The following is a 20,197-nucleotide window of genomic DNA, read 5'->3' on the forward strand; positions in this document are numbered from 1 at the left end:
CCCCGGTCGCCCACCGAGCGACCGCTCAGACCCCGACGAGCTCTTCCGCCCGTACGAACTCCCGCAGCCAGGCGAGGAATTCGGGGCCGAGGTCGGCGCGTTCGCAGGCGAGGCGGACCGTCGCGCGCAGGTACTCGGCGCGGTCCCCGGTGTCGTAGCGCCGGCCGGAGAAGACGACGCCGTGCACGGGGCGCCCGGCCCGGACCAGCGTGCGTAGCGCGTCCGTGAGCTGGATCTCGCCGCCCCGTCCGGGGGCGGTGTTCCGCAGGACCTCGAAGATCTCGGGGTCGAGGAGGTAGCGGCCGATGACGGCCAGGTTGCTGGGCGCGGTGCCGGGTTCCGGCTTCTCCACCAGCTCGGTGATGGGTACGCCGTCACCGCCCGCCGACCGGTCGACCGCAGCGCATCCGTACAGGTGGATCGCCTGCGGATCCACCTCCATGAGGGCCACGACACTGCCGCCGAGCCGCTCCCGCACCTCGGCCATCCGGGCGAGCAGGGGGTCACGGGGGTCGATCAGGTCGTCGGCCAGGAGGACGGCGAAGGGCTCCCGGCCGACGTGGGGTGCGGCGCACAGGACGGCGTGCCCGAGGCCTTTCGGGTCGCGCTGCCGTACGTAGTGGATGTCGGCGAGTTCGGTGGAGGCGCAGACGCTTCTGAGTTTGTCCTGATCACCCCGGCGCTGGAGGGCTTCCTCCAGCTCGTAGTTGCGGTCGAAGTGGTCCTCCAGCGGCCGCTTGTTGCGGCCGGTGACCATGAGGATGTCGGACATCCCCGCCGCCACGGCCTCTTCCACCACGTACTGGATGGCCGGCTTGTCGACCACCGGAAGCATTTCCTTCGGGGTGGCCTTGGTCAGCGGGAGGAATCGCGTGCCGAGTCCCGCGGCGGGGATCACTGCTTTGGTTATCCGGTGAGGTGTGGAATTCATGTCACCGACGTTAGGGTGCGGCGCGCTCCGACGGCTTGAATTGCCCCGTCTTCAGTCCTACTTGGGCAATTCCGGATCCGGCCGGGCCGCGATGCCCCGACGGATGAGTCGCCACAACTCCCTGAGCTCGCCGGCCACCGCGCCAGGGCCCTCTCCCCGACCCCGGCGCACCCGGGTGACGACACCGCCCACCAGATGCGCCGTCAGCAGGGCGACCGGGCACGGGTCGACCTCGGGATCCAGCTGACCCTGCTCCGCGGCCCGCTCCAGCAGCTCCTTGACCTCGGGGAGCCAGCAGCCGCACCAGTCGGGTCCGGCGCCCACCCGCTCCTGGGTCAGCCGTGCCGCGGCGCGCACGGCCGCGTCCGTCTCGATCAGCCGGCCGAGGGCGAGAACGAGCGCGGAAACGGTGTCCAGCGCCGGGCCGCCGCGAGCCGTCACCCCCTCGACCACTCTACGGGTGGCGGCCCGCCCCGAATCCTCGACGGCGGAAGCCAACTCCCCTTTCGCCGCGAAGTGAAAGGTGAGGGCTCCGATCGAAATCCCGGCGGAACGGCTCAACCGGGAAAGCGACGTCCCGTCGTACCCATTGCGGTCGAATTCAGCGGCGGCCACCGAGATCAGATGATTACGGGTGCGTACGCCGCGCTCTTGCTTCACCACTGCGCTATCACTGCCATCCAGGTCGTTCCTCACTCGCCATCGCGCCCCGTACGGAGCTGGCGGCCTCCAGCGTCACCCGGGCGCCGACCGCCGACAACGCGGACTTGACGAAGAAGCGCCCGTGCTCCGCCTCCCGGGGAGCGGCCCGGCGCGACCCCGGCGCGGCCCCGGCACGGGCACCGCGGGCCTCCACCTCCAACGTGCCGAAGTCGGGGGCGGAGCGCCATGGGTTCGCTAGAAAAAAAACGAACGTTCTGTATTCTATGACTACTACCGACGGCGCACGCCGACGTCCGCAGTGGAGGGGGAACAGATGACGACACGGACGAGGACACGAGCCCTGACTGCCGGTGACACCACCCTGGCCGACTTCACGGAACGCCTCTTCGGTCACTTACCGAGAGCCGACCAGCGCCGCTGGGCCCGGGTCTACCTGCAGGGACTGCTCACCACCCCGGGCAAGAAGTCCGTACGCCGGCTCGCGGCATCCGTCACCGAGTCGCCCACGGCCTCCCAGTCCCTGCAGCAGTTCATCAACGCGAGCCCGTGGGACTGGAATCCGGCCCGCACCGAACTGCTCCGCTGGGTGGAGGAACGACACCCCGTACGGGCCTGGACCATCGGGCAGGTGTGCTTCCCCAAACGTGGCGAGCACTCGGTCGGCGTGCACCGCCGCTTCGACCCCGTCGCCGGACGCATCGTCAACTGCCAGCTTGGCTTCTGCCTCTTCCTGTCCCTGGACGACGGCATGAGCGTGCCCGTGGACTGGCGGCTGGCGCTCCCCGAGGCCTGGGTGGCGGATCCGGTCCTGCGCCGCCGGGCGCGCATCTCCCCCGAGGCCGTGCACCAGGCACCGGAGGCTCTCGTCCTGGAGCTCGTCGACTCGATCGCCGCCCGTACCTCGTCGGCGCATCCTCCCGTGGTCGCCGATCTCAGCCGCCTCGCCGGCGCCGCCGCGCTGATCGGCGTACTCGGCCGCCGCGGGCACGACTTCCTGGTCTCCGTACCCCCGACCCTCGCGGTACGGGCCGCCGCGCTGACCCACGGGGGCGACCCCGCGCGTAGGCCGGGGCGCGGCGGGACCACCGCGGGCGACTTCGCCCGCCTGGGCAACACCAGCCACCCGTACTCCGCGCCGCTCGCCGGCCCCGACGCGCGGCCGCAGCGGCAGCCGCAGCGGCAGCTCATCCACTCGGCGCTGGTCCGGCTGCCGGAAGGGGAGGCCGGCGGGCGGGGGGCGCAGCAGATCTATCGGCTGTTCGGTGAGCGGCGGCCGGGCCGACAGGGCGGCGGGCCCTTCTGGCTCACCAACATGAACCGCCACCGGATGGACGACCTGCTGCACCTGGTGCGACGGTCGGCCCGGTCCACCGCGGTGCTCGGCTCGCTGGCCGACGAGTTCGGGCTCCTCGACTTCGAGGGGCGGTCCTTCCCGGGCTGGCACCATCACATGACGCTGATGTCGGCGGCGTACGCGTATGCGTATGCGGTGCGGGGGCGGGAGCGGGGGGAGCTCGGGCGGCAGTCCGCCTGAGCGGCGCGGCGCGGCTTCGGGGATCCCGGCTCCGCCGGGCCCCGGGCTCCGCCCGAGCCCGCGCCTCAAACGCCGGCGAGGCTGGAGGTGGCGGAGCCCGGCTCCCGGGTGCGGCCCCGAGCGCGCCTCAAACGCCGGCGAGGCTGGAGGTGGCGGAGCCCGGCTCCCGGGTGCGGCCCCGAGCGCGCCTCAAACGCCGGCGAGGCTGGAATTGGCACAGCCCGGCTCCCGAGCTCCGCCCGGACCCGCGCCTCAAAACGCCGGCGAGGCTGGAATTGGCGGAGCCCGGTCCCGGGTGCGGGGCCGAGTGGGGTCAGGCGCGGATGAGGGCCAGGGCCTCGTCGCGGACCTTCGCCAGGGTGGCCTCGTCACGGGCCTCCACGTTCAACCGCAGGAGCGGCTCGGTGTTGGAGGCGCGGACGTTGAACCACCAGTCCTCGCCCGTCACCGTCAGACCGTCGAGCTCGTCCAGGGTGACACCCTCACGGGCCGCGAAGGTCTCCTTCACCGCCGCCAGACGGGCCGCCTGGTCACCGACCGTCGAGTTGATCTCCCCCGAACCCGCATACCGGTCGTAGGAGGCCACCAACGCCGACAACGGACCGTCCTGACCACCGAGCGCCGCCAGCACGTGCAGCGCCGCCAGCATGCCCGTGTCCGCGTTCCAGAAGTCCTTGAAGTAGTAGTGCGCCGAGTGCTCGCCACCGAAGATCGCACCCGTCTTCGCCATCTCCTCCTTGATGAAGGAATGACCGACACGGGTGCGGACCGGGGTGCCGCCGTTCTCCCGGACGACCTCCGGCACCGACCACGAGGTGATCAGATTGTGGATCACCGTGCCCGAACCACCGTTACGGGCCAGCTCACGCGCCGCGACCAACGCCGTGATCGCCGACGGGGACACACCCACACCACGCTCGTCCACGATGAAGCAGCGGTCCGCGTCACCGTCGAACGCGATCCCCAGATCCGCGCCCTCCGCCAGCACCCGCGCCTGCAGATCCACGATGTTCTTCGGGTCCAGCGGGTTCGCCTCGTGGTTCGGGAACGTCCCGTCCAGCTCGAAGTACATCGGCACCACGTCCAGCGGCAGGCCGTCGAAGACGGTCGGGACGGTGTGACCACCCATCCCGTTGCCCGCGTCCACGACGACCTTCAGCGGACGGATCGACGCCAGGTCCACCAGACCCTTCAGGTGCGCGGCATAGCCGGGGAGGGAGTCCTGCTCCGTGACCGTACCCGGGACGGTGCCCTCGGCGATCGCCGGCGCGCCCTCGTCCGACCACTTCTCCACCAGCTCACGGATCTGCGACAGACCCGTGTCCTGACCCACCGGAGCGGCCCCCGCACGACACAACTTGATGCCGTTGTACTGCGCCGGATTGTGGGACGCCGTGAACATCGCACCCGGCAGACCCGACGAACCCGACGCGTAGTACAGCTGATCCGTCGAGCACAACCCGATCAACGTGACATCCACACCCCGCGCCGCCGCACCCCGCGCGAACGCCGCCGACAGACCCGGCGACGACGGACGCATGTCATGACCGATCACGATCGCCGCAGCGCCCACGACCTCCACGAACGCGGCACCGAACAGCTCGGCCAGGGACTCGTCCCACTCGTCCGGCACGACACCACGCACGTCGTACGCCTTGACGATGTTCGAAAGGTCGGGCATTTCCACTCCTTCAGGGGGGACCGGCTGTGCTTCGGACGCTACCCGCCGCCCGGCTCGACACAGCCCGCCCACGCCCCATCCCGCCGAGGCTTTGGCAGATCGCCGTCAGCCCGGGGCCACCCCGCCTCTCTCCCGGTACCACCGCGCCGCCGGGCCGAGCCGGCTCAGTGGGCCGGGCCCCGGTGGGATTCCGGCGCGTTCCCATGCCGCGTCGGCGCGGTACCAGTGGTCACCGGCCAGCAGGGTGAATTGACGCTCGCTCACCCATCCGGGGGTGGCGGCCAGGGCGTCGAGGCATCTGCGCCACGACCAGTCGGCCTCGGGCCGCGCCGGCAGCACCCGGTGCTCGGCGAGGGCGTCCATGAGGTCCCGGTTGCGCACCGGCTCCGGGTGGTGTGCGTGCAGGACGCCCGGGGCGTCGATCTCGGCGCCATCGGCGAAGGCGAGCGCCACGATGAGCCGGGCCAGGTCGTCGACGTCGACGAAGGAGGCTCGTCCCGCCCCTCCGTCCCACCCCGCCGGTACGCGCCGGAAGGCGTCGACGAGAGCCGGTACGGCCCACCGGTCGCCCCTTCCCAGCACGAGCCCCGCGCGCAGGACCAGTCCCCCCGCGTCGAGCACCGCCTCCTCCCCCGCCAGCCGGCTGCCGCTGGCCGCGGATACCGGGGCGGGCGTCAACTCGCCCACTTCCTGCCCCCGATGGGGCCCGGGTCCGTACACCGCGCAGGTGGACAGGTGGATGATCCGCCCCACTCCGGCCCGCCGGGCCTCGGCCATCAGGGCGGCGGTTCCGGCGGAGTTGACGGCGGTGCACCGCTCCGCGTCCGGTCCGACGTAGGAGGCCAGGGACAGCAGGACGTCCGTACCGTCGCACACCCCGCGCAGGGACGGTCCGTCGGCCAGGTCCGCGCCCTTCCAGTGCGCCCCGGATAATCCGGCCGGAGTCTGCGTACGGGACACCGCACGCACCATGACTCCCTGACTCCCCCGGCTCCCCCGGTCCCCGGGGCCCTGTTCGGCCAGTCGACGCAGCACTGCCGAGCCCACGAAGCCCGTCGCGCCGGTGACGACGACGTGACGGGTGTTCAAGCCCCCTTCTCCGATGCCGACCTGGACCTGCGCTTGGGCGCCGACGCCTGCTGCGGCTCCGGATTCGGGTCCGCCGCCGGCTCGGGCGTGGGCTCGCTCGGCGGCAGCGTCAGGCGCAGTCCGTCGCGGATGTCGTCGGCGGCCACCGCGGGCAGCAGGTAGCGCCACAGGGAGGCGATCCGCTGCGGCAGGTCGACCCGGCCGGTGGACGCCTGGGAGAAGAGCTGCGCCCCGGTGAAGGAGCTGACCAGCACCCAGGCCAGTTCGTGGTCGTCGACGTCCGGCTGGAGCTCGCCCTTGGCCCGGGCGAAGCGCAGCTGCTGGCGGAACTCCAGCACCCAGGCCTGGTAGGCCACGTCGTCGCGGAGGCCGAACTCGCCCTGTTCCACGGCGAGTCGGACGCCTGCGCGGAGCACCGGATTGTGGCGGAGCTGCTCGGCGAGGTAGAGCGTGATGTCCACCAGGTGCTGCAGGCCGTCCTCACCGGCGGGGAACTCCAGGCCGTCGCCCTGGCCGACCATGACGGCGTAGGCGAGCTCCTCCTTCGAGCTGAAGTGGAAGTACATCCCGCCCTGCGTGACGTCCGCCCGCTTCATGATCTTGCTGATGCTGGCTCCACTGAAGCCGAACTCGTCGAAGACCTCCGCCGCGGCCCGCAGGATGGCGGCTTTGGTCTGAACTGCCCTGAGTTGAGGGGCGCGTTGCTGCTTTCGTTCTGACATGAGCACCTAACTAATCTCGACAAAAAAAACGAACATCCTTTATTTTAGGACCTGCGCCGAACAAGCACCAGCTCATGTCCGACGTCCAGGGGGGCTCAACCATGACCGTGTCCACCGATCGTTCCGCCTCACCCGTCGCCGCGCTCAGCAGCGCCTTACCTCGGGAGTACGTACACAAGAGCGCACACTCGGAAGTCCTGCTCACCGGATGGCGCACCGTCGCGCCTGACGAGTTCGTCGTCACCGCCCAATGGCCCCGCACCCACAGCTTCTACACGCCGGACGAGGGCCACCACGATCCCCTGCTCCTCGCCGAAACGGTCCGCCAGGCCATTCCGCTCCTCAGTCACGTCGCGTACGACGTCCCCTTCGGTCACCGCCAGATCTGGGACACGTTCCGCTACGCGACCGACCCCGATGCCCTCGCGGTCGGTTCGACCCCGGCCGACATCTCCCTGCACATCCGCTGCTCCGGCATCTCGCGCCGCGGTCGCAGACTCGCGGCTCTCACCATGCACGTGACCGCGACCCGCGACGGAGCGTTCCTCGGCACCGCCGAGGCCGGATTCACCAACCAGCCCGAGGCCGTCTACCAGCGCCTGCGCGGCCGGAACGCGGACCTCGCCGAGGTGGCCGCCCGCACCATCCCGCTTCCGCCTCCGCTGACCCCCCGCCGTGTGGGCCGCGACCGCTTCCACGACGTGGTCCTCTCCCCCACCAGCTCCACGCGGCGCGCCCAGCTCCGGGCCGACGTCAACCATCCGATCCTCTTCGACCACCCCGTCGACCACGCCCCGGGCATGCTGCTCCTGGAGGCCGTTCGCCAGGCCGCGTACCGATCCGCCTTCCCCCGGCGGGGAGTCCTGACCGACATGGAGATCCGCTTCTCCCGCTACGCGGAGCTGACCTCGGCCTGCTGGATCGAGACGCTCCCGAACCCCGGGGAGACGACCACCACGCCGGACCGGCATCCCGTGAGCGTCGTCGCCCACCAGAACGGCGAGGTCGTCTTCGCCGCCACGGCGACCGTCGCCACCGCGACGACCGTCCCCCTCCGCTTGCACACCGCGGGCTGACCGGCCCGTCTCCGCCGGGGAAGGGCCGCCGGCGATCCCGTCGGTTCATGAGCGCGCCGGCTCATGAACCGACCGTCGCACCGGCTCCACCCCCGCGGAGGAACGACGAAGGCGCCTGATCGGGACCGTGCCCGACAGGCGCCTTCTTCCGTTCGCGGCCGACGCCGCCTCCGGTCAGACCTTCCTGACCACGCTCGACTTGAGCTGCATCGCGCCGAAGCCCTCGATCCTGCAATCGATGTCGTGGCCGTCGACGCCTTCCACCAGGCGGATGTTGCGCACCTTCGTGCCCGCCTTGATGCCCGACGCGCTGCCCTTGACCTTGAGGCCCTTGACCACCGTCACGGTGTCGCCGTCGGCCAGCACATTGCCGACCGAGTCCTTGATCACCCGCTCCTCGGCGGCACCGCCGGCCTCCCCGGGGGCGAGGGGCCACTCGTGGCCGCACTCGGGGCAGACCAGGAGCGCACCCATCTCGTAGGTGTACGCGCCCGCGCATTCGGGGCAGGGAGGCAGGGGGTTCTCAGTCACCCCGCCAGTATATTTCAGGGCTCATCGCCGCAGGTCAGCGAACGACACGCCCCGGACCGGACCGACCGGACCGACCGGACCGGCCCCGACCCGGGCCCCGACCCTACGAGCGCTCCAGGGCGCGCAGCCCCCGTAGGAGCAGGGACAGCCCGAAGTCGAAGTGCGCCGCGAAGTCACCGCTCGTGAGCGTGGGCAGCACGGCGGCGAGCTGCGGATAGCGCTCGGGCTCCGCCGCCAGGCGCAGGCGCTCGGGATCCGATGCCCCACCGTCCCCCGACGGCCGGAGCGCGGCCTGCTCCTCCAGCGTGTGGCCGATGGTGAAGTGGGCCAACGCCATCAGCGAGCGCGCCGCGTCCTCCTCGCCGAAACCGGCCGTGCGCAGCACGTCGACGACCGCTTCGGCGAAGCCGAGGGTGTGGGGTCCGGTCGCGTGCGTGCCCGCGTAGACGCGCGCGCCGTCGCGGCGGGCGAGCAGCGCGGTCCGCATGGCTCGGGCGAGGGTGGCCAGCCGCTCGCTCCAGTCCCCGTCCCCGTCCCCGTCGGTGTCGGGGTCGGGGTCGGTGGCCGCGAGGCCGGCCAGCATCCGTTCCGCCATCGCGGTCAGCAGGTCGTCCTTGGTGGCGAAGTACCGGTACAGCGCGCCGGCCTGGACGTCCATCGCGTCGGCGAGGCGGCGCATCGTCAGCGCGTCGAGGCCGACTTCGTCCAGGAGGTCCAGGGCCGTGTCGACGGTCCGGTCCCGGTCGAGGCGGGCCGGGCGGCCCCGGGTCGGGGTTGACGAAGAACTCATGGACCTCACTATAGTGAACATCGTTCACGTGAACACTGTTCACTAAATATGGGAGGGATCGCCGATGGATACCGATGTGATCGTCGTGGGCGCGGGACCGACCGGGCTGCTGCTTGCCTGCGAGCTGGCCCTGGCCGGCGTACGGACCCATGTCGTCGAGCGGCGCACCGAGCCCCAGCAGGACTCCCGGGCGCTGACCCTGCATCCGCGCAGCCTGGAACTGATGGACCTGCGCGGGCTCGCCCCCCGTTTCCTCGGGCTCGGCCGGACCGTGCCGGGCTGGCATTTCGCCGCCCTCGACACCCCGCTGGACTTCGCCGCCCTCGACAGCCGCCACCCGTACACGCTGTTCCTGGCCCAGGCGCGCACCGAGGCCCTGCTGGCCGAACGGGCCGACGAGTTGGGGGTGCGGATCCACCGCGGGCACACGCTCACCGGCCTACGGCAGAACGAGGACGGGGTCGAGGCGCTGGTGCGCGGGCCGGACGGGGACCCGCGGCCCGTTCGCGCCGCCTACCTGGTCGGATGCGACGGCGGGCGCAGCCTCGTCCGACAGGCCGCCGGAATCGACTTCCCGGGCACGGACGAGACCCTGACCGGGGTCCTCGGGGACTTCGCCACCGTCGGTGCCGGCCCCGCGGCCCTCGCCGCCGCGCGGAACGCGGGCGTGCTCGCCGTCCCGTTGGAAGGCGGGCTGACCCGCTTCGTGTACATCGATCCGGAGCGGATGCGGACGCCGGCGCGGGTGCCGGTGACCCTGGAGGAGTTCCGTACGGGGCTCGTGCGGATCTGTGGGTCCGACTTCGGGGTCGACCGGCCCCACTGGCTCTCGCGCTTCGGCAATGCCACCCGGCTGGCCGCCGCCTACCGCTCCGGCCGCGTCCTGCTGGCCGGCGACGCCGCCCACATCCACTTCCCGGCCGCCGGCCAGGGCCTCAACACCGGGCTCCAGGACGCCATGAACCTCGGCTGGAAGCTGGCGGCGCAGGTGCGCGGCTGGGCCCCGCCCGGGCTCCTCGACAGCTATCACGCCGAGCGCCACCCCGTCGGCCGGGCCGTCACCGAGAACACCGAGGTGCAGACGCTGCTGGCGGAGCTGCCGCTGGTGGCCCGCTACCGGCGGCCGGCCACCGCGCTGCGCGGGCTCTTCGAGGAACTGCTGGAGATGCCCGAGGTCAACCGCCGCCTCGCCGACCGGGTCTCCGCGCTCGGCACCGCCTACCCGGCGGCCCGCCCCGACGCCGATCCGCTGATCGGCCGCCGCATGCCCGACATCGGCCTGAGCACGACCGGTCCGGCCGGTCCGGCCGATCCAGGTGCGACGCGGGTGTACGAACTCCTGCACCGGGGCGGCTTCGCCCTGCTCCGCCTCGCGCACGCCCGGGACCCGCGGCCGCGGACGTACGAGGCCCCCGCCGCCGGAGGGGGCCCGCGGATCAGCGCCGTCACCGCCCGCGCGGCCGAGGAACACCCGGAGCTCGACGAGGTCCGCGAGGTCCTGGTCCGCCCCGACGGACACGTCGCCTGGGCCACCCGGAGCCCTGACGCCGACCTGCGTCGCACCGGCCGCGAGAACGCGCTCGCGGCGTGGACGACGCGAGCCGGCGCACGCTGAGACCGGGCACGGGCACCCCTGCCCGGCACGGCCCGGCCCGCCCGCCGCGCGGTCAGCTCGTCCGGCGGGTCGCGTGCAGGCTGCCGAGCAGGGCGAGGCCGCGGGCGCTCGGGCTTCCCGGTTCGGCGTGGTAGATCACCAACTGCTGGCCCGGCGCCCCGAGCACGGCGAACGACTCGAAGGCGAGCGAGAGCGGCCCGACGTCGGGGTGGTCGAGTTCCTTGGTGTCGCGGGTCTTGCCGCGGACGGAGTGCGCGCCCCAGAGCTCGGCGAACTCCGGTCCGGCCGCGCCGAGTTCCCGTACCAGGGCGCTGAGGCGTGGGTGGTGCGGGTCGAGGCCGGTCGCGTGGCGCAGGCCGGCCACCACCGCCTCGGCCGCGAGGTCCCACCGGACGAAGAACGACCGGGCCACGGGGTCCAGGAAGATCATGCGCGCCAGGTTGTCCCGCCACGTGAACGGGGAGAACAGCGCGTCGGCCAGGGCGTTGGCCACCAGGACGTCGGTGGCGGGGTTCAGGACGAAGGCCGGGGTGCCCGTGTATCCGTCCAGCAGTTGGCGCAGCGGGGCGCCGATCGACTCCCTCGGCCGGCGGGCACCGCGCCGGCCGCCGTCCGGGGCCGTGCCCGCCAGCCGGAAGAGGTGCTCGCGTGCCGCTTCGTCCAGGCGCAGGGCGTCGCCGATCGCGTCGAGGATCTGCGGCGACGGGCCACGTTCGCGCCCCTGTTCCAGCCGCGCGTAGTAGTCGCTGTTCATCCCGGCCAGGACCGCGACCTCCTCGCGACGCAGCCCTGTCACGCGGCGGCGTCCGTAGGAGACGAGTCCGACGTCGTCCGGCCGCAGGCGGGCGCGCCGGGCGCGCAGGAAGTCTCCGAGATCGCTGCTGGTCACGGCTTCAGACTAGAACGGTCCTCGCGTGGTTGCCTGGGTGCGGCGCACCCGGGCAGGCGCGCGGGCGGCTCGCCCGTGTGGCGGAACTGCCGTGCGTAAATGGCGCGTTCTGGCTCATACCGATGGCCGGTCGGTCCGATGATCTTGCGTAGGCTCGTATCGCCCGACCCGTACGACCCGTACGCCCCCCACCGGAGGAGCATCGTGCCCCTGCCCATGAACCGACGTCTGGCCCTCGGTGCGGCCCTGCTGGCGGTGACGGCCGCCGTGGCTCCGGCGACCACCGCCCACGCCGCGCCGATCACCGCCCAGGGCGCCCCGACCACCCCCGATCTCGAAGCGCTGACCCAGGCGTTGCGGAACACGACCGCCGCCGGCGCGCCGGGAGCGTTGGCCCGCTTCAGCGGACCGGGCGGGGTCAGCGTCCGGACGGTGGGGGTACGCGACAGGGCCACGGGCTCGGCGATGGACCCGCAGGCCCGCTTCCGGATCGGGAGCGTCAGCAAGACGTTCACCTCCGTCGTCCTGCTGCAGCTGGTGGACGAGGGCCGGATCGACTTGGACACGGCCGTCAACCGGTACCTGCCCGGGCTGCTGCCCGACGACCGGATCACCGTGCGCCATCTGCTCACCCACCGCAGCGGGCTGGCGGACTACACGGACGCGATGTTCGAACACACCGTGCCGGGCTTCGAAGCCGTGCGCAACAAGGTGTTCAGCTACCAGGATCTGGTGGACCTCTCGCTCCGCGAACCGCGGACGACCGAGCCCGGCGTCGCGTACAAGTACTCGAACACCAACTTCGTGGTCGTCGGCATGCTCATCGAGAAGGCCACCGGCAACGGCGTGGCCGAGGAGTACGAGCGGCGCATCATCAAGCCGCTGAAGCTGCGCAACACCTCCTACGTGCACCCCGGCACGCAGATCAAGGGACTGCACACCCGCGGCTACCTCCACCCCGACGAGGCCGGCGCGCCGCTGGTCGACTCCACCGAGCAGACGGTGTCGTGGGCCCAGTCGGCCGGAGCGGTGATCTCCGACCCCGCCGACCTGAACACCTTCACCTCCGCGCTCCTCCGCGGCCGGCTGCTGCCCGCCCGCCTGCTGGACGCCATGCTCACGGTGACGCCGACCGACTCCACGAACACCCGGTTCTACGGGCTCGGACTGCGCCGCTACGACCTGTCGTGCGGCACCTCGGTCTACGGGCACACGGGTACCGTGCAGGGCTTCTACACCTACGCCTTCTCCACCCGCGACGGGCGCCGCTCCCTCTCCGCGATGGCGAACACCTCGAACAGGGGGGAGGCGAACACGGCCCTCGGCGGGACCCTCGAAGCGGCGTTCTGCGGCAAGCCGGCCCCGAAGACCGCCCAGCGCGGATTCGGCTTCGCCCCGGCCGAGATGGACCTGCCGGAGCACAACGCGCGCTGACGTCGCAGCGCCCTCCTCCCGGACGGGGTGGACCCGGCCGGCTCGCGTACGCCGTCCCGTACGCGGCCGAGCCGGGGCTGCCCCGTCGCCGTATCCGCTCCACCCGCGAGCGGTGCGTGGACCTTGTGAAGAATCGGCGGATCTGATGAATCATCAGGTCACCTGTCCCGGACTATTGACTCCGTCGATGGCAGTCGCGATTCTCGTCCCACCATTTGTGAGGTCCATGACAAGTCACGCCTGTGACCGCGGCTCGTCGTGCCTCCGAACGGATCCGGCTCTTCGACCGTGCCATCCGGCTGACCTTAAGACGTGAGTGATGACCATTTCTCGACACACGCACCACAGGCGTAGGCCCCTGGCGGTCCTGTCATTGCTCCTCGCCGTGGTGGCCATGGTGCTCGGCCCCGTACCCTCCTCCTCCGCCGCCGATCCCGGCTGGTGGAACCCGGTCGCGCGGCCCGCACCCGACTCCGACATCAACGTCACCGGCGAGCCCTTCAAGGGCACCGACTCCCAGGGACGGGTCCGGGGCTTCGTCGACGCGCACGACCACCTGATGTCCAACGAGGGCTTCGGCGGCCGGCTCATCTGCGGCAAGCCGTTCTCCGAGGCGGGGGTGGCCGACGCGCTCAAGGACTGCCCCGAGCACTACCCCGACGGCACCCTCGCGATCTTCGACTTCATCACCAAGGGTGGTGACGGCAAGCACGACCCGAACGGCTGGCCGACCTTCAAGGACTGGCCCGCCCACGACTCGTTGACCCACCAGCAGAACTACTACGCCTGGGTCGAACGGGCCTGGCGCGGCGGTCAGCGCGTGCTCGTGAACGACCTCGTCACCAACGGCGTCATCTGCTCGGTCTACTTCTTCAAGGACCGCGGCTGCGACGAGATGACCGCCATCCGGCTCGAAGCGCAGAAGACCTACGACATGCAGGCCTACATCGACAAGATGTACGGCGGCCCGGGCAAGGGCTGGTTCCGTATCGTCACCGACTCCGCGCAGGCCCGCGACGTCGTCCAGCAGGGCAAGCTCGCCGTGGTCCTCGGCGTCGAGACCTCCGAACCCTTCGGCTGCAAGCAGATCCTGGACATCGCCCAGTGCAGCAAGGCGGACATCGACCGCGGCCTGGACGAGCTGTACCGCCTCGGCGTGCGCAGCATGTTCCTGTGCCACAAGTTCGACAACGCCCTGTGCGGAGTCCGCTTCGACGAGGGCGCCCTCGGCACGGCCATCAACGCGGGCCAGTTCCTGTCGACCGGAACCTTCTGGAAGACGGAGCAGTGCACCGGCCCCCAGCACGACAACCCCATCGGACTGGCCGCCGCCGCACCCGCGGTGCAGAGCAAACTCCCCGAAGGGGTGGCGATCCCGTCCTACGCCGCCGACGCCCGGTGCAATACGCGCGGACTCACGGAACTCGGCGAGTACGCGGTGCGCGGCATGATGAAGCGCAAGATGATGCTCGAGGTCGACCACATGAGCGTGAAGGCCGCGGGCCGGTCCTTCGACATCATGGAGTCCGAGTCGTACCCGGGTGTGATCTCCTCGCACAGCTGGATGGACATGGACTGGACCGAGCGGGTCTACAAGCTCGGCGGTTTCATCGCCTCGTACATGAGCGGCGCCGAGGGATTCAGCGCCGAGGCGAAGCGGACGGACGCGCTGCGCGACAAGTACAACGTCGGCTACGGGTACGGCACCGACATGAACGGCGTCGGCGGCTGGCCCGGACCGCGCGGGGCCGACACCCCGAACCCGGTGCGCTACCCGTTCCGCAGCACCGACGGCGGCTCGGTCATCGACAAGCAGACCACCGGTTCGCGCACGTGGGACCTCAACACCGACGGCGCCTCGCACTACGGTCTGGTCCCCGACTGGATCGAGGACATCCGCCTCGTCGGCGGCCAAGGTGTGGTGGACGACCTGTTCAAGGGCGCCGAGTCCTACCTGACCACCTGGGGGAACTCCGAGAAGCACAGGTCCGGGGTGAACCTCGCCACGGGCTCCCCCGCCTCGGCGTCGAGCGCGGAGTGGTGGAACCCCTTCGTGAACTTCTCCCCGGGCCGGGCCGTGGACGGGGACTCGGGCTCCCGCTGGGCGAGCGAGTGGAACGACAACCAGTGGCTGCGCATCGACCTCGGGTCCGCGAACCGCGTGGGGCGCATCACCCTCGACTGGGAGGCCGCGTACGGCAAGGCCTACCGCATCGAGGTCTCCACGGACGACACGAACTGGCAGACCGCCTGGTCCACGACCGCGAGTGACGGCGGCCTGGACACGGCCCGCTTCTCCGGGGTGACGGCCCGCTACGTCCGCGTCCAGGGACTCCAACGCGCGACGAAGTGGGGGTACTCGCTCCACGAGGTCGGCGTCTACAGCAGCTGATCCCGCCGAGCGGGACTCCCGGGGCCGGGGCCGGCCGGATCTGCGGATCCGGCCGGCCCCGGCCTCCTCGCACCACGACGCACCACCACGCACCATGCACGACGCACCAAGCACCACGCACCGCGGCACGAACCGAAAGGAACGCCCATGGCACGGATGCCCTCGGCCGACCGACGCCGGCAGCTGACCGAGGCCGCCATCCGCGCGATGACCCGCGACGGCGTCGCCGGGACGACGACCAGGTCGATCGCCGCCGAGGCGGGCGTGTCCCTGAGCGTCTTCCACTACTGCTTCGACTCCAAGCAGGCCCTGCTCGAATCCGTGATCGCGGCGATCACCGACCACAGCGTCACCCTGGTGAAACAGGCGATCCAGCCCAAGGCGACGCTCCGGGAGACCGTCCGGGCGGGATTCCAGGCGTACTGGGAGCACGTGTCCGCCCACCCGGGCGAACACATGCTGACCTACGAACTCACCCAGTACGCCTTGCGCCGACCGGACTTCGAGCACCTGGCGCGGCGGCAGTACGAGCGGTACTGCGACACCTACACCGAACTGATCGAGCAGCTCCGCCGGCACATGGCCTTCGAACTGCACGTGCCCGTCCGGGTGCTGGCCCACTACCTGGCCGCCATGACGGACGGTCTGACGCTGAACCATCTCGTCCTCGGCGACGACAGGATCGCGGCGAGCATCCTCGACATGATCACCGACCACGTCGCGAGCCTCGTCGGCGACGACCAGGAACCCGAAGGCTAGGCGGTCTCCGCCGCTTCGGCGCGGACCTGCCGGGCGGCCTCGACCAGGTTCTCCAGCGAGGCCGCGGTCTCCGGCCAGCCGCGGGTCTTCAGGCCGCAGTCGGGATTGACCCACAGCCGCTCGGCCGGGATGGCCCCCAGCCCCTTGCGCAGCAGCGCCGTCACCTCGGCCACGGAGGGGATCCGCGGCGAGTGGATGTCCCAGACGCCGGGACCGACCTCGCGCGGGTAGCCGGCGCCCGCGAGTTCACCGGCGACCTGCATGTGGGAACGGGCGGCCTCCAGGCTGATGACATCGGCGTCGAGGTCCTCGATGGCCGCCACGATGTCGCCGAACTCGGCGTAGCACATGTGCGTGTGGATCTGGGTGTCCGGCCGGACCCCACCGGTGGTGAGCCGGAAGGACTCGGTGGCCCAGGCGAGGTACGCGGCGTGGTCGGCGGCCCGCAGCGGGAGGGTCTCGCGCAGGGCGGGCTCGTCGACCTGGATGACCGAGGTACCGGCCGCCTCCAGGTCGCCCACCTCGTCGCGCAGGGCGAGGGCCACTTGGCGGGCGGTGTCACCGAGGGGCTGGTCGTCGCGTACGAAGGACCAGGCGAGCATGGTGACGGGCCCGGTCAGCATGCCCTTGACCGGCTTGGACGTCCGCGACCGGGCGTAGGTGGTCCAGCGCACGGTCATCGGGTCGGGGCGGGAGATGTCGCCGGCCAGGACCGGGGGCCGGACGTAGCGGGTGCCGTAGGACTGGACCCAGCCGTGCTGGGTGGCCAGGTAGCCGGTGAGCTGCTCGGCGAAGTACTGGACCATGTCGTTGCGTTCGGGCTCGCCGTGTACCAGGACGTCGATGCCGGCCTTCTCCTGGAAGGCCAGGACCTCCCGGATCTCCGCCTCGATGCGGTCCTCGTAGCCGGCGGTGTCGATGCGCCCGGCGCGCAGGTCGGCGCGGGCCGTGCGCAGTTCGGTGGTCTGCGGGAACGATCCGATCGTGGTCGTCGGGAGCAGCGGGAGGCCCAGGTGTGCCCGCTGGGCGGCGGCCCGCCGCTCGTACGGCTGGGCGCGCCGCCCGTCCGCGTCGGTGACGGCGGCGGTACGGGCCCGGACCGCGGGATCGTGGGTGAGGGCGGATCCGGCGCGGGAGGCCAGGTCGGCCCGGTTGGCGGCGAGTTCGGCGGCGATCGCGTCCGTGCCGCGGGCCAGGCCCCGGGCGAGGGTGGCGACCTCCGCGGTCTTCTGGCGGGCGAAGGCGAGCCAGCGCCGGACCTGCGGGTCGATGTCGCGTTCGGCGGTGGCGTCCAGCGGCACGTGGAGCAGGGAGCAGGAGGCGGCCACGTCCACCCGGTCGGCGAGCCCCAGGAGGGTGCCGAGGGTGCTGAGGGACTTCTCGTAGTCGTTGATCCAGATGTTGCGGCCGCTCACGACGCCGGCGACGAGGCGCTTGCCGGGCAGGCCCCCGACGGCGGCGAGGTCGTCGAGGTTTCCGGCCGCGGCCTCGGTGAAGTCCAGGGCGAGCCCCTCGACGGGGGCCTTGGCCAGGACGGGCAGCGCCTCGCCGAGCCGGTCGAAGTAGGAGGCGACGAGCAGCTGGGGCCGGTCGGTCGATCCGCCGAGCTCCCGGTACGCGCGGGCGGTGGCGTTCAGTTCGGCCGGGGTGCGGTCCTGCACCAGGGCGGGCTCGTCCAGCTGCACCCACTCGGCACCGGCGGCGCGCAGGTCGGCCAGGACCTGGGCGTAGACGGGCAGCAGCCGGTCGAGCAGGGCCAGCGGATCGAAGTCCGCGGCCACGCCCGGTGCGGGTTTGGCCAGCAGCAGGTAGGTGACGGGGCCGACCAGGACCGGGCGGGCGGTGTGGCCCAGCCGGAGCGCTTCCGTCAGCTCGGTGACCTGCTGGGTCGAGTCGGCGGTGAAGACCGTGTCCGGGCCGAGTTCCGGCACCAGGTAGTGGTAGTTGGTGTCGAACCACTTGGTCATCTCCAGCGGCGCCACGTCCTGGGTTCCGCGCGCCATCGCGAAGTACCCGTCGAGCGGGTCGGCCAGGGCGGCGACGCGGTGCCGCTCGGGGACGGCGCCGACCATCACGCTGGTGTCCAGTACGTGGTCGTAGTACGAGAAGTCACCGGTCGGCACCTCGGTGATGCCGGCGTCGGCCAGGTGCCGCCAGTTGGTCCGGCGCAGTTCGCGGGCGGTGTCCCGGAGGGCGTCGGCGGTGATGCGGCCCTTCCAGTAGCCCTCGACGGACTTCTTCAGTTCGCGGTTCTGGCCCTGGCGGGGGTAGCCGTACACGGTGGCCACGGTGGGCCGTCCGGCGGCGGGGGTCGTGCTGGTCACGGAACTCTCCTTCGCGAGCGTTCTCCTGTGGACCCGATGAGGGGCCGAGGGCGCGAAGGGATGACGAACCGGGCGGATCCCGACCGGGCACGGTTACGTGCAGGTGCACGCGTCCGCGGTCGTCCGCCTGATGTGTCGCCGACCCGCCCACGAGGTCACCGGGATTTCCGTGCGCGATCGGTCGCGTACGGGCAGCGGGCAGGTCTTCGGACTCGCGGGCGCGTCCCGTCGTACGGATGCCGTACGAGACTCCTACTGGCCGTCGCTTCCCAGACCCGGTCGGGTCCAGTGCGTATGACGGCGGTCGTTCCCACTCACCGCTGCGGGGCAGTCCCGGATTCCCACCGGGTTCCCTCTTACGACGCATCCCGCCTGGCGGACGGGGCGAACCAGCTGCTCGGCCAGAGTAGACGGCGTTCCCCGCTGGCGCGCGGAGTTGTCCGGTATTCGGATGGCCGGGCGAGGCACGAGAGGGTCGAAATTCGGCCATTGAGTGAATTGCGTCACTGAGGCGCGAGTTGTGTCCCTCTTGTCCGTTTACCGGATCTAACTGCCCGGTCAGCGCAGTACCTTGCAGCTCACTCCATCGAGATCGCTCGATGACCACCGGAAGACCGAGGAAGTATGGCTGGACCGGTCCCGCGCGCCGCGCTCGGCTGCGCCCTGGCACTCGGCGTGCTGACCGCCTGCTCGACGGCGAACGACGCCGAGGGCAACGACTACACCGGGGACTACAGCCGGCATCAGCCGCTCGCCGTCGTCGGATATCCCTCCACGGGATCGCTGGGGATCACCCAGGAAGTGGTGTGGCGGATCGCCGACGGCGACGTCGACGGGCTGGCGTCGCTCGTCTCAGACAAGCAGGGCGAGAACATCCCCGAGAAGACCGCCCAGAACTGGGTCAGTGCCTTCCGCAAGGGCGCCGGCGGGCCGGTCACCGCGGAGTTCTACGACGAGGGCTCGTACCGCCAGACCGTCGTGCTCTACCTGCACCACACCGGCCAGATCAAGGAGCTCTACGTCCGGGCCGTGCTGGTGGACCACAAGGAGGCCTGGCTGGTGCGCATGACCGAGGCGGACCCCGCCGAAGCCACCGCCGTGGAGCCGTGGATCCCGAAGACACCCGGCGAGCTCGATTCGAGGGTTCCCCGATGAGTGCCCGCCCGAGGACGGCCCTCGTCGTCCGCGCCGCCCTGGTGTCCGTGCTGGCCTGCGGCGCCCTCACCGCGTGCGGCTCCGACGAGGAGGCGCTGCGGTACGCGACCGACTACGCGAACCACGAACCGCTGGGCGTGGTCGGGTATCCCACGTCCGATTCCCTGCGGATCACCCAGCAGCTGGTCTGGCGGCTCGCCGACGGCAAGGCCGAGGAGGTGGAGGCGCTCGCCGCCGACCCCGACGACGCGAGGGGCGACGTGGAACGGACCGCCCGGAACTGGATCCGGTCCTTCCACGAGGGGGCCAAGGGGAAGGTGACCGCGGAGTTCTACGACGAGGGGTCCGTGCGGCAGCTCGTCGTCGTCTACTTCCACGACACGGGCCAGACCAAGTCGTTCTTGGTCCGCCTCACCGGACGGACCGGCGAGGACGGCTGGCGCGTGACCATGCGCGAGCCGGATCCGAAGGAGGCCTCGGCGACCCCCGACTGGGTTCCGCGGACCCCCGGGGGCCTCGGCTCGCGGACGACACCGACACGCTGACCCGGTCCGCCGCCGTCGTCACGTGAAAGGGCGCCGTCCGTGGATCACTCCACCGGACGGCGCCCTC

17 protein-coding genes and 1 riboswitch are annotated in these 20,197 nt (G+C 71.4%); of the genes, 8 read left to right on the forward strand and 9 right to left on the reverse strand.

Translation table 11 applies throughout. The features are described from left to right. Nucleotides 1–25: 25 nt before the first annotated feature. Nucleotides 26–931 (reverse strand): UTP--glucose-1-phosphate uridylyltransferase GalU, encoded by a 906-nt coding sequence (galU, locus tag OG624_RS06885; RefSeq protein ID WP_033221026.1) that lies wholly within the window; start codon nucleotides 929–931, stop codon nucleotides 26–28. A 57-nt stretch (nucleotides 932–988) separates the two neighbouring features. Continuing rightward, nucleotides 989–1,627 (reverse strand): TetR/AcrR family transcriptional regulator, encoded by a 639-nt coding sequence (locus OG624_RS06890; RefSeq protein WP_326747563.1) that lies wholly within the window; start codon nucleotides 1,625–1,627, stop codon nucleotides 989–991. Between the two features lie 280 nt (nucleotides 1,628–1,907). Here OG624_RS06890 and OG624_RS06895 point away from each other — a divergent pair, with 280 nt between their 5' ends. Beyond that, nucleotides 1,908–3,128: an IS701 family transposase gene (locus tag OG624_RS06895; RefSeq protein WP_051763311.1), complete on the forward strand. Its 1,221-nt coding sequence runs from the start codon at nucleotides 1,908–1,910 to the stop codon at nucleotides 3,126–3,128. Between the two features lie 313 nt (nucleotides 3,129–3,441). Here OG624_RS06895 and OG624_RS06900 read toward each other — a convergent pair whose 3' ends face one another. The 3 genes from OG624_RS06900 to OG624_RS06910 all read right to left on the reverse strand — a co-directional run bounded on the left by OG624_RS06900 (nucleotide 3,442) and on the right by OG624_RS06910 (nucleotide 6,620). Further along, the gene (locus OG624_RS06900) at nucleotides 3,442–4,809 is read right to left on the reverse strand and encodes a phosphomannomutase/phosphoglucomutase (protein WP_033221022.1); all 1,368 of its coding nucleotides are present in this window, start codon (nucleotides 4,807–4,809) and stop codon (nucleotides 3,442–3,444) included. Nucleotides 4,810–4,914: 105 nt separating this feature from the next. Beyond that, nucleotides 4,915–5,898, reverse strand: a complete 984-nt coding sequence (locus OG624_RS06905; RefSeq protein ID WP_051763310.1) for an NAD-dependent epimerase/dehydratase family protein — start codon at nucleotides 5,896–5,898, stop codon at nucleotides 4,915–4,917. Continuing rightward, on the reverse strand, nucleotides 5,895–6,620 hold the full coding sequence (locus OG624_RS06910; RefSeq protein WP_078909329.1) for a ScbR family autoregulator-binding transcription factor: 726 nt from the start codon (nucleotides 6,618–6,620) through the stop codon (nucleotides 5,895–5,897). The genes OG624_RS06905 and OG624_RS06910 overlap by 4 nt, the downstream gene beginning before the upstream one ends. Before the next feature lie 101 nt (nucleotides 6,621–6,721). On the opposite strand from OG624_RS06910, the gene OG624_RS06915 reads away from it, so the two are divergent. After that, the gene (locus OG624_RS06915) at nucleotides 6,722–7,696 is read left to right on the forward strand and encodes a ScbA/BarX family gamma-butyrolactone biosynthesis protein (protein ID WP_033221082.1); all 975 of its coding nucleotides are present in this window, start codon (nucleotides 6,722–6,724) and stop codon (nucleotides 7,694–7,696) included. Nucleotides 7,697–7,870: 174 nt separating this feature from the next. On the opposite strand, the gene OG624_RS06920 is transcribed toward OG624_RS06915, so the two are convergent. Further along, entirely contained in the window at nucleotides 7,871–8,227 is a 357-nt protein-coding gene (locus tag OG624_RS06920) for a zinc ribbon domain-containing protein YjdM (protein ID WP_033221020.1), read from the reverse strand. A gap of 103 nt (nucleotides 8,228–8,330) precedes the next feature. Then, nucleotides 8,331–9,017 carry a TetR/AcrR family transcriptional regulator C-terminal domain-containing protein gene (locus tag OG624_RS06925; protein ID WP_106971407.1) on the reverse strand — a complete coding sequence of 229 codons (687 nt, stop codon included), beginning with the start codon at nucleotides 9,015–9,017 and terminating at the stop codon, nucleotides 8,331–8,333. A 64-nt stretch (nucleotides 9,018–9,081) separates the two neighbouring features. On the opposite strand from OG624_RS06925, the gene OG624_RS06930 reads away from it, so the two are divergent. Next, a complete protein-coding gene (locus OG624_RS06930) occupies nucleotides 9,082–10,632 on the forward strand; it encodes a monooxygenase (protein WP_033221016.1) in 1,551 nt (516 codons plus the stop codon). A gap of 52 nt (nucleotides 10,633–10,684) precedes the next feature. Here OG624_RS06930 and OG624_RS06935 read toward each other — a convergent pair whose 3' ends face one another. Then, nucleotides 10,685–11,521, reverse strand: a complete 837-nt coding sequence (locus OG624_RS06935; RefSeq protein ID WP_033221014.1) for a helix-turn-helix transcriptional regulator — start codon at nucleotides 11,519–11,521, stop codon at nucleotides 10,685–10,687. A 216-nt stretch (nucleotides 11,522–11,737) separates the two neighbouring features. On the opposite strand from OG624_RS06935, the gene OG624_RS06940 reads away from it, so the two are divergent. The 3 genes from OG624_RS06940 to OG624_RS06950 all read left to right on the forward strand — a co-directional run bounded on the left by OG624_RS06940 (nucleotide 11,738) and on the right by OG624_RS06950 (nucleotide 16,106). Further along, on the forward strand, nucleotides 11,738–12,955 hold the full coding sequence (locus tag OG624_RS06940; RefSeq protein WP_033221012.1) for a serine hydrolase domain-containing protein: 1,218 nt from the start codon (nucleotides 11,738–11,740) through the stop codon (nucleotides 12,953–12,955). A 319-nt stretch (nucleotides 12,956–13,274) separates the two neighbouring features. Beyond that, the gene (locus tag OG624_RS06945; protein WP_051763308.1) at nucleotides 13,275–15,347 is read left to right on the forward strand and encodes a galactose-binding domain-containing protein; all 2,073 of its coding nucleotides are present in this window, start codon (nucleotides 13,275–13,277) and stop codon (nucleotides 15,345–15,347) included. Nucleotides 15,348–15,494: 147 nt separating this feature from the next. Then, the gene (locus tag OG624_RS06950) at nucleotides 15,495–16,106 is read left to right on the forward strand and encodes a TetR/AcrR family transcriptional regulator (RefSeq protein WP_033221007.1); all 612 of its coding nucleotides are present in this window, start codon (nucleotides 15,495–15,497) and stop codon (nucleotides 16,104–16,106) included. On the opposite strand, the gene metE is transcribed toward OG624_RS06950, so the two are convergent. Further along, a complete protein-coding gene (gene metE / locus OG624_RS06955) occupies nucleotides 16,103–18,430 on the reverse strand; it encodes a 5-methyltetrahydropteroyltriglutamate--homocysteine S-methyltransferase (protein ID WP_371639227.1) in 2,328 nt (775 codons plus the stop codon). The two genes, OG624_RS06950 and metE, sit on opposite strands and share 4 nt — an antisense overlap. Nucleotides 18,431–18,610: 180 nt before the next feature. Then, a riboswitch (cobalamin riboswitch) is annotated at nucleotides 18,611–18,839 on the reverse strand. Between the two features lie 215 nt (nucleotides 18,840–19,054). On the opposite strand from metE, the gene OG624_RS06960 reads away from it, so the two are divergent. Next, nucleotides 19,055–19,585 carry a hypothetical protein gene (locus OG624_RS06960; RefSeq protein WP_033221005.1) on the forward strand — a complete coding sequence of 177 codons (531 nt, stop codon included), beginning with the start codon at nucleotides 19,055–19,057 and terminating at the stop codon, nucleotides 19,583–19,585. Further along, nucleotides 19,582–20,130 (forward strand): hypothetical protein, encoded by a 549-nt coding sequence (locus OG624_RS06965; RefSeq protein WP_033221002.1) that lies wholly within the window; start codon nucleotides 19,582–19,584, stop codon nucleotides 20,128–20,130. The genes OG624_RS06960 and OG624_RS06965 overlap by 4 nt, the downstream gene beginning before the upstream one ends. Nucleotides 20,131–20,197: the final 67 nt, after the last annotated feature.

The sequence above is a fragment of the Streptomyces virginiae genome, from assembly GCF_041432505.1.
GTDB lineage: Bacteria > Actinomycetota > Actinomycetes > Streptomycetales > Streptomycetaceae > Streptomyces > Streptomyces virginiae_A.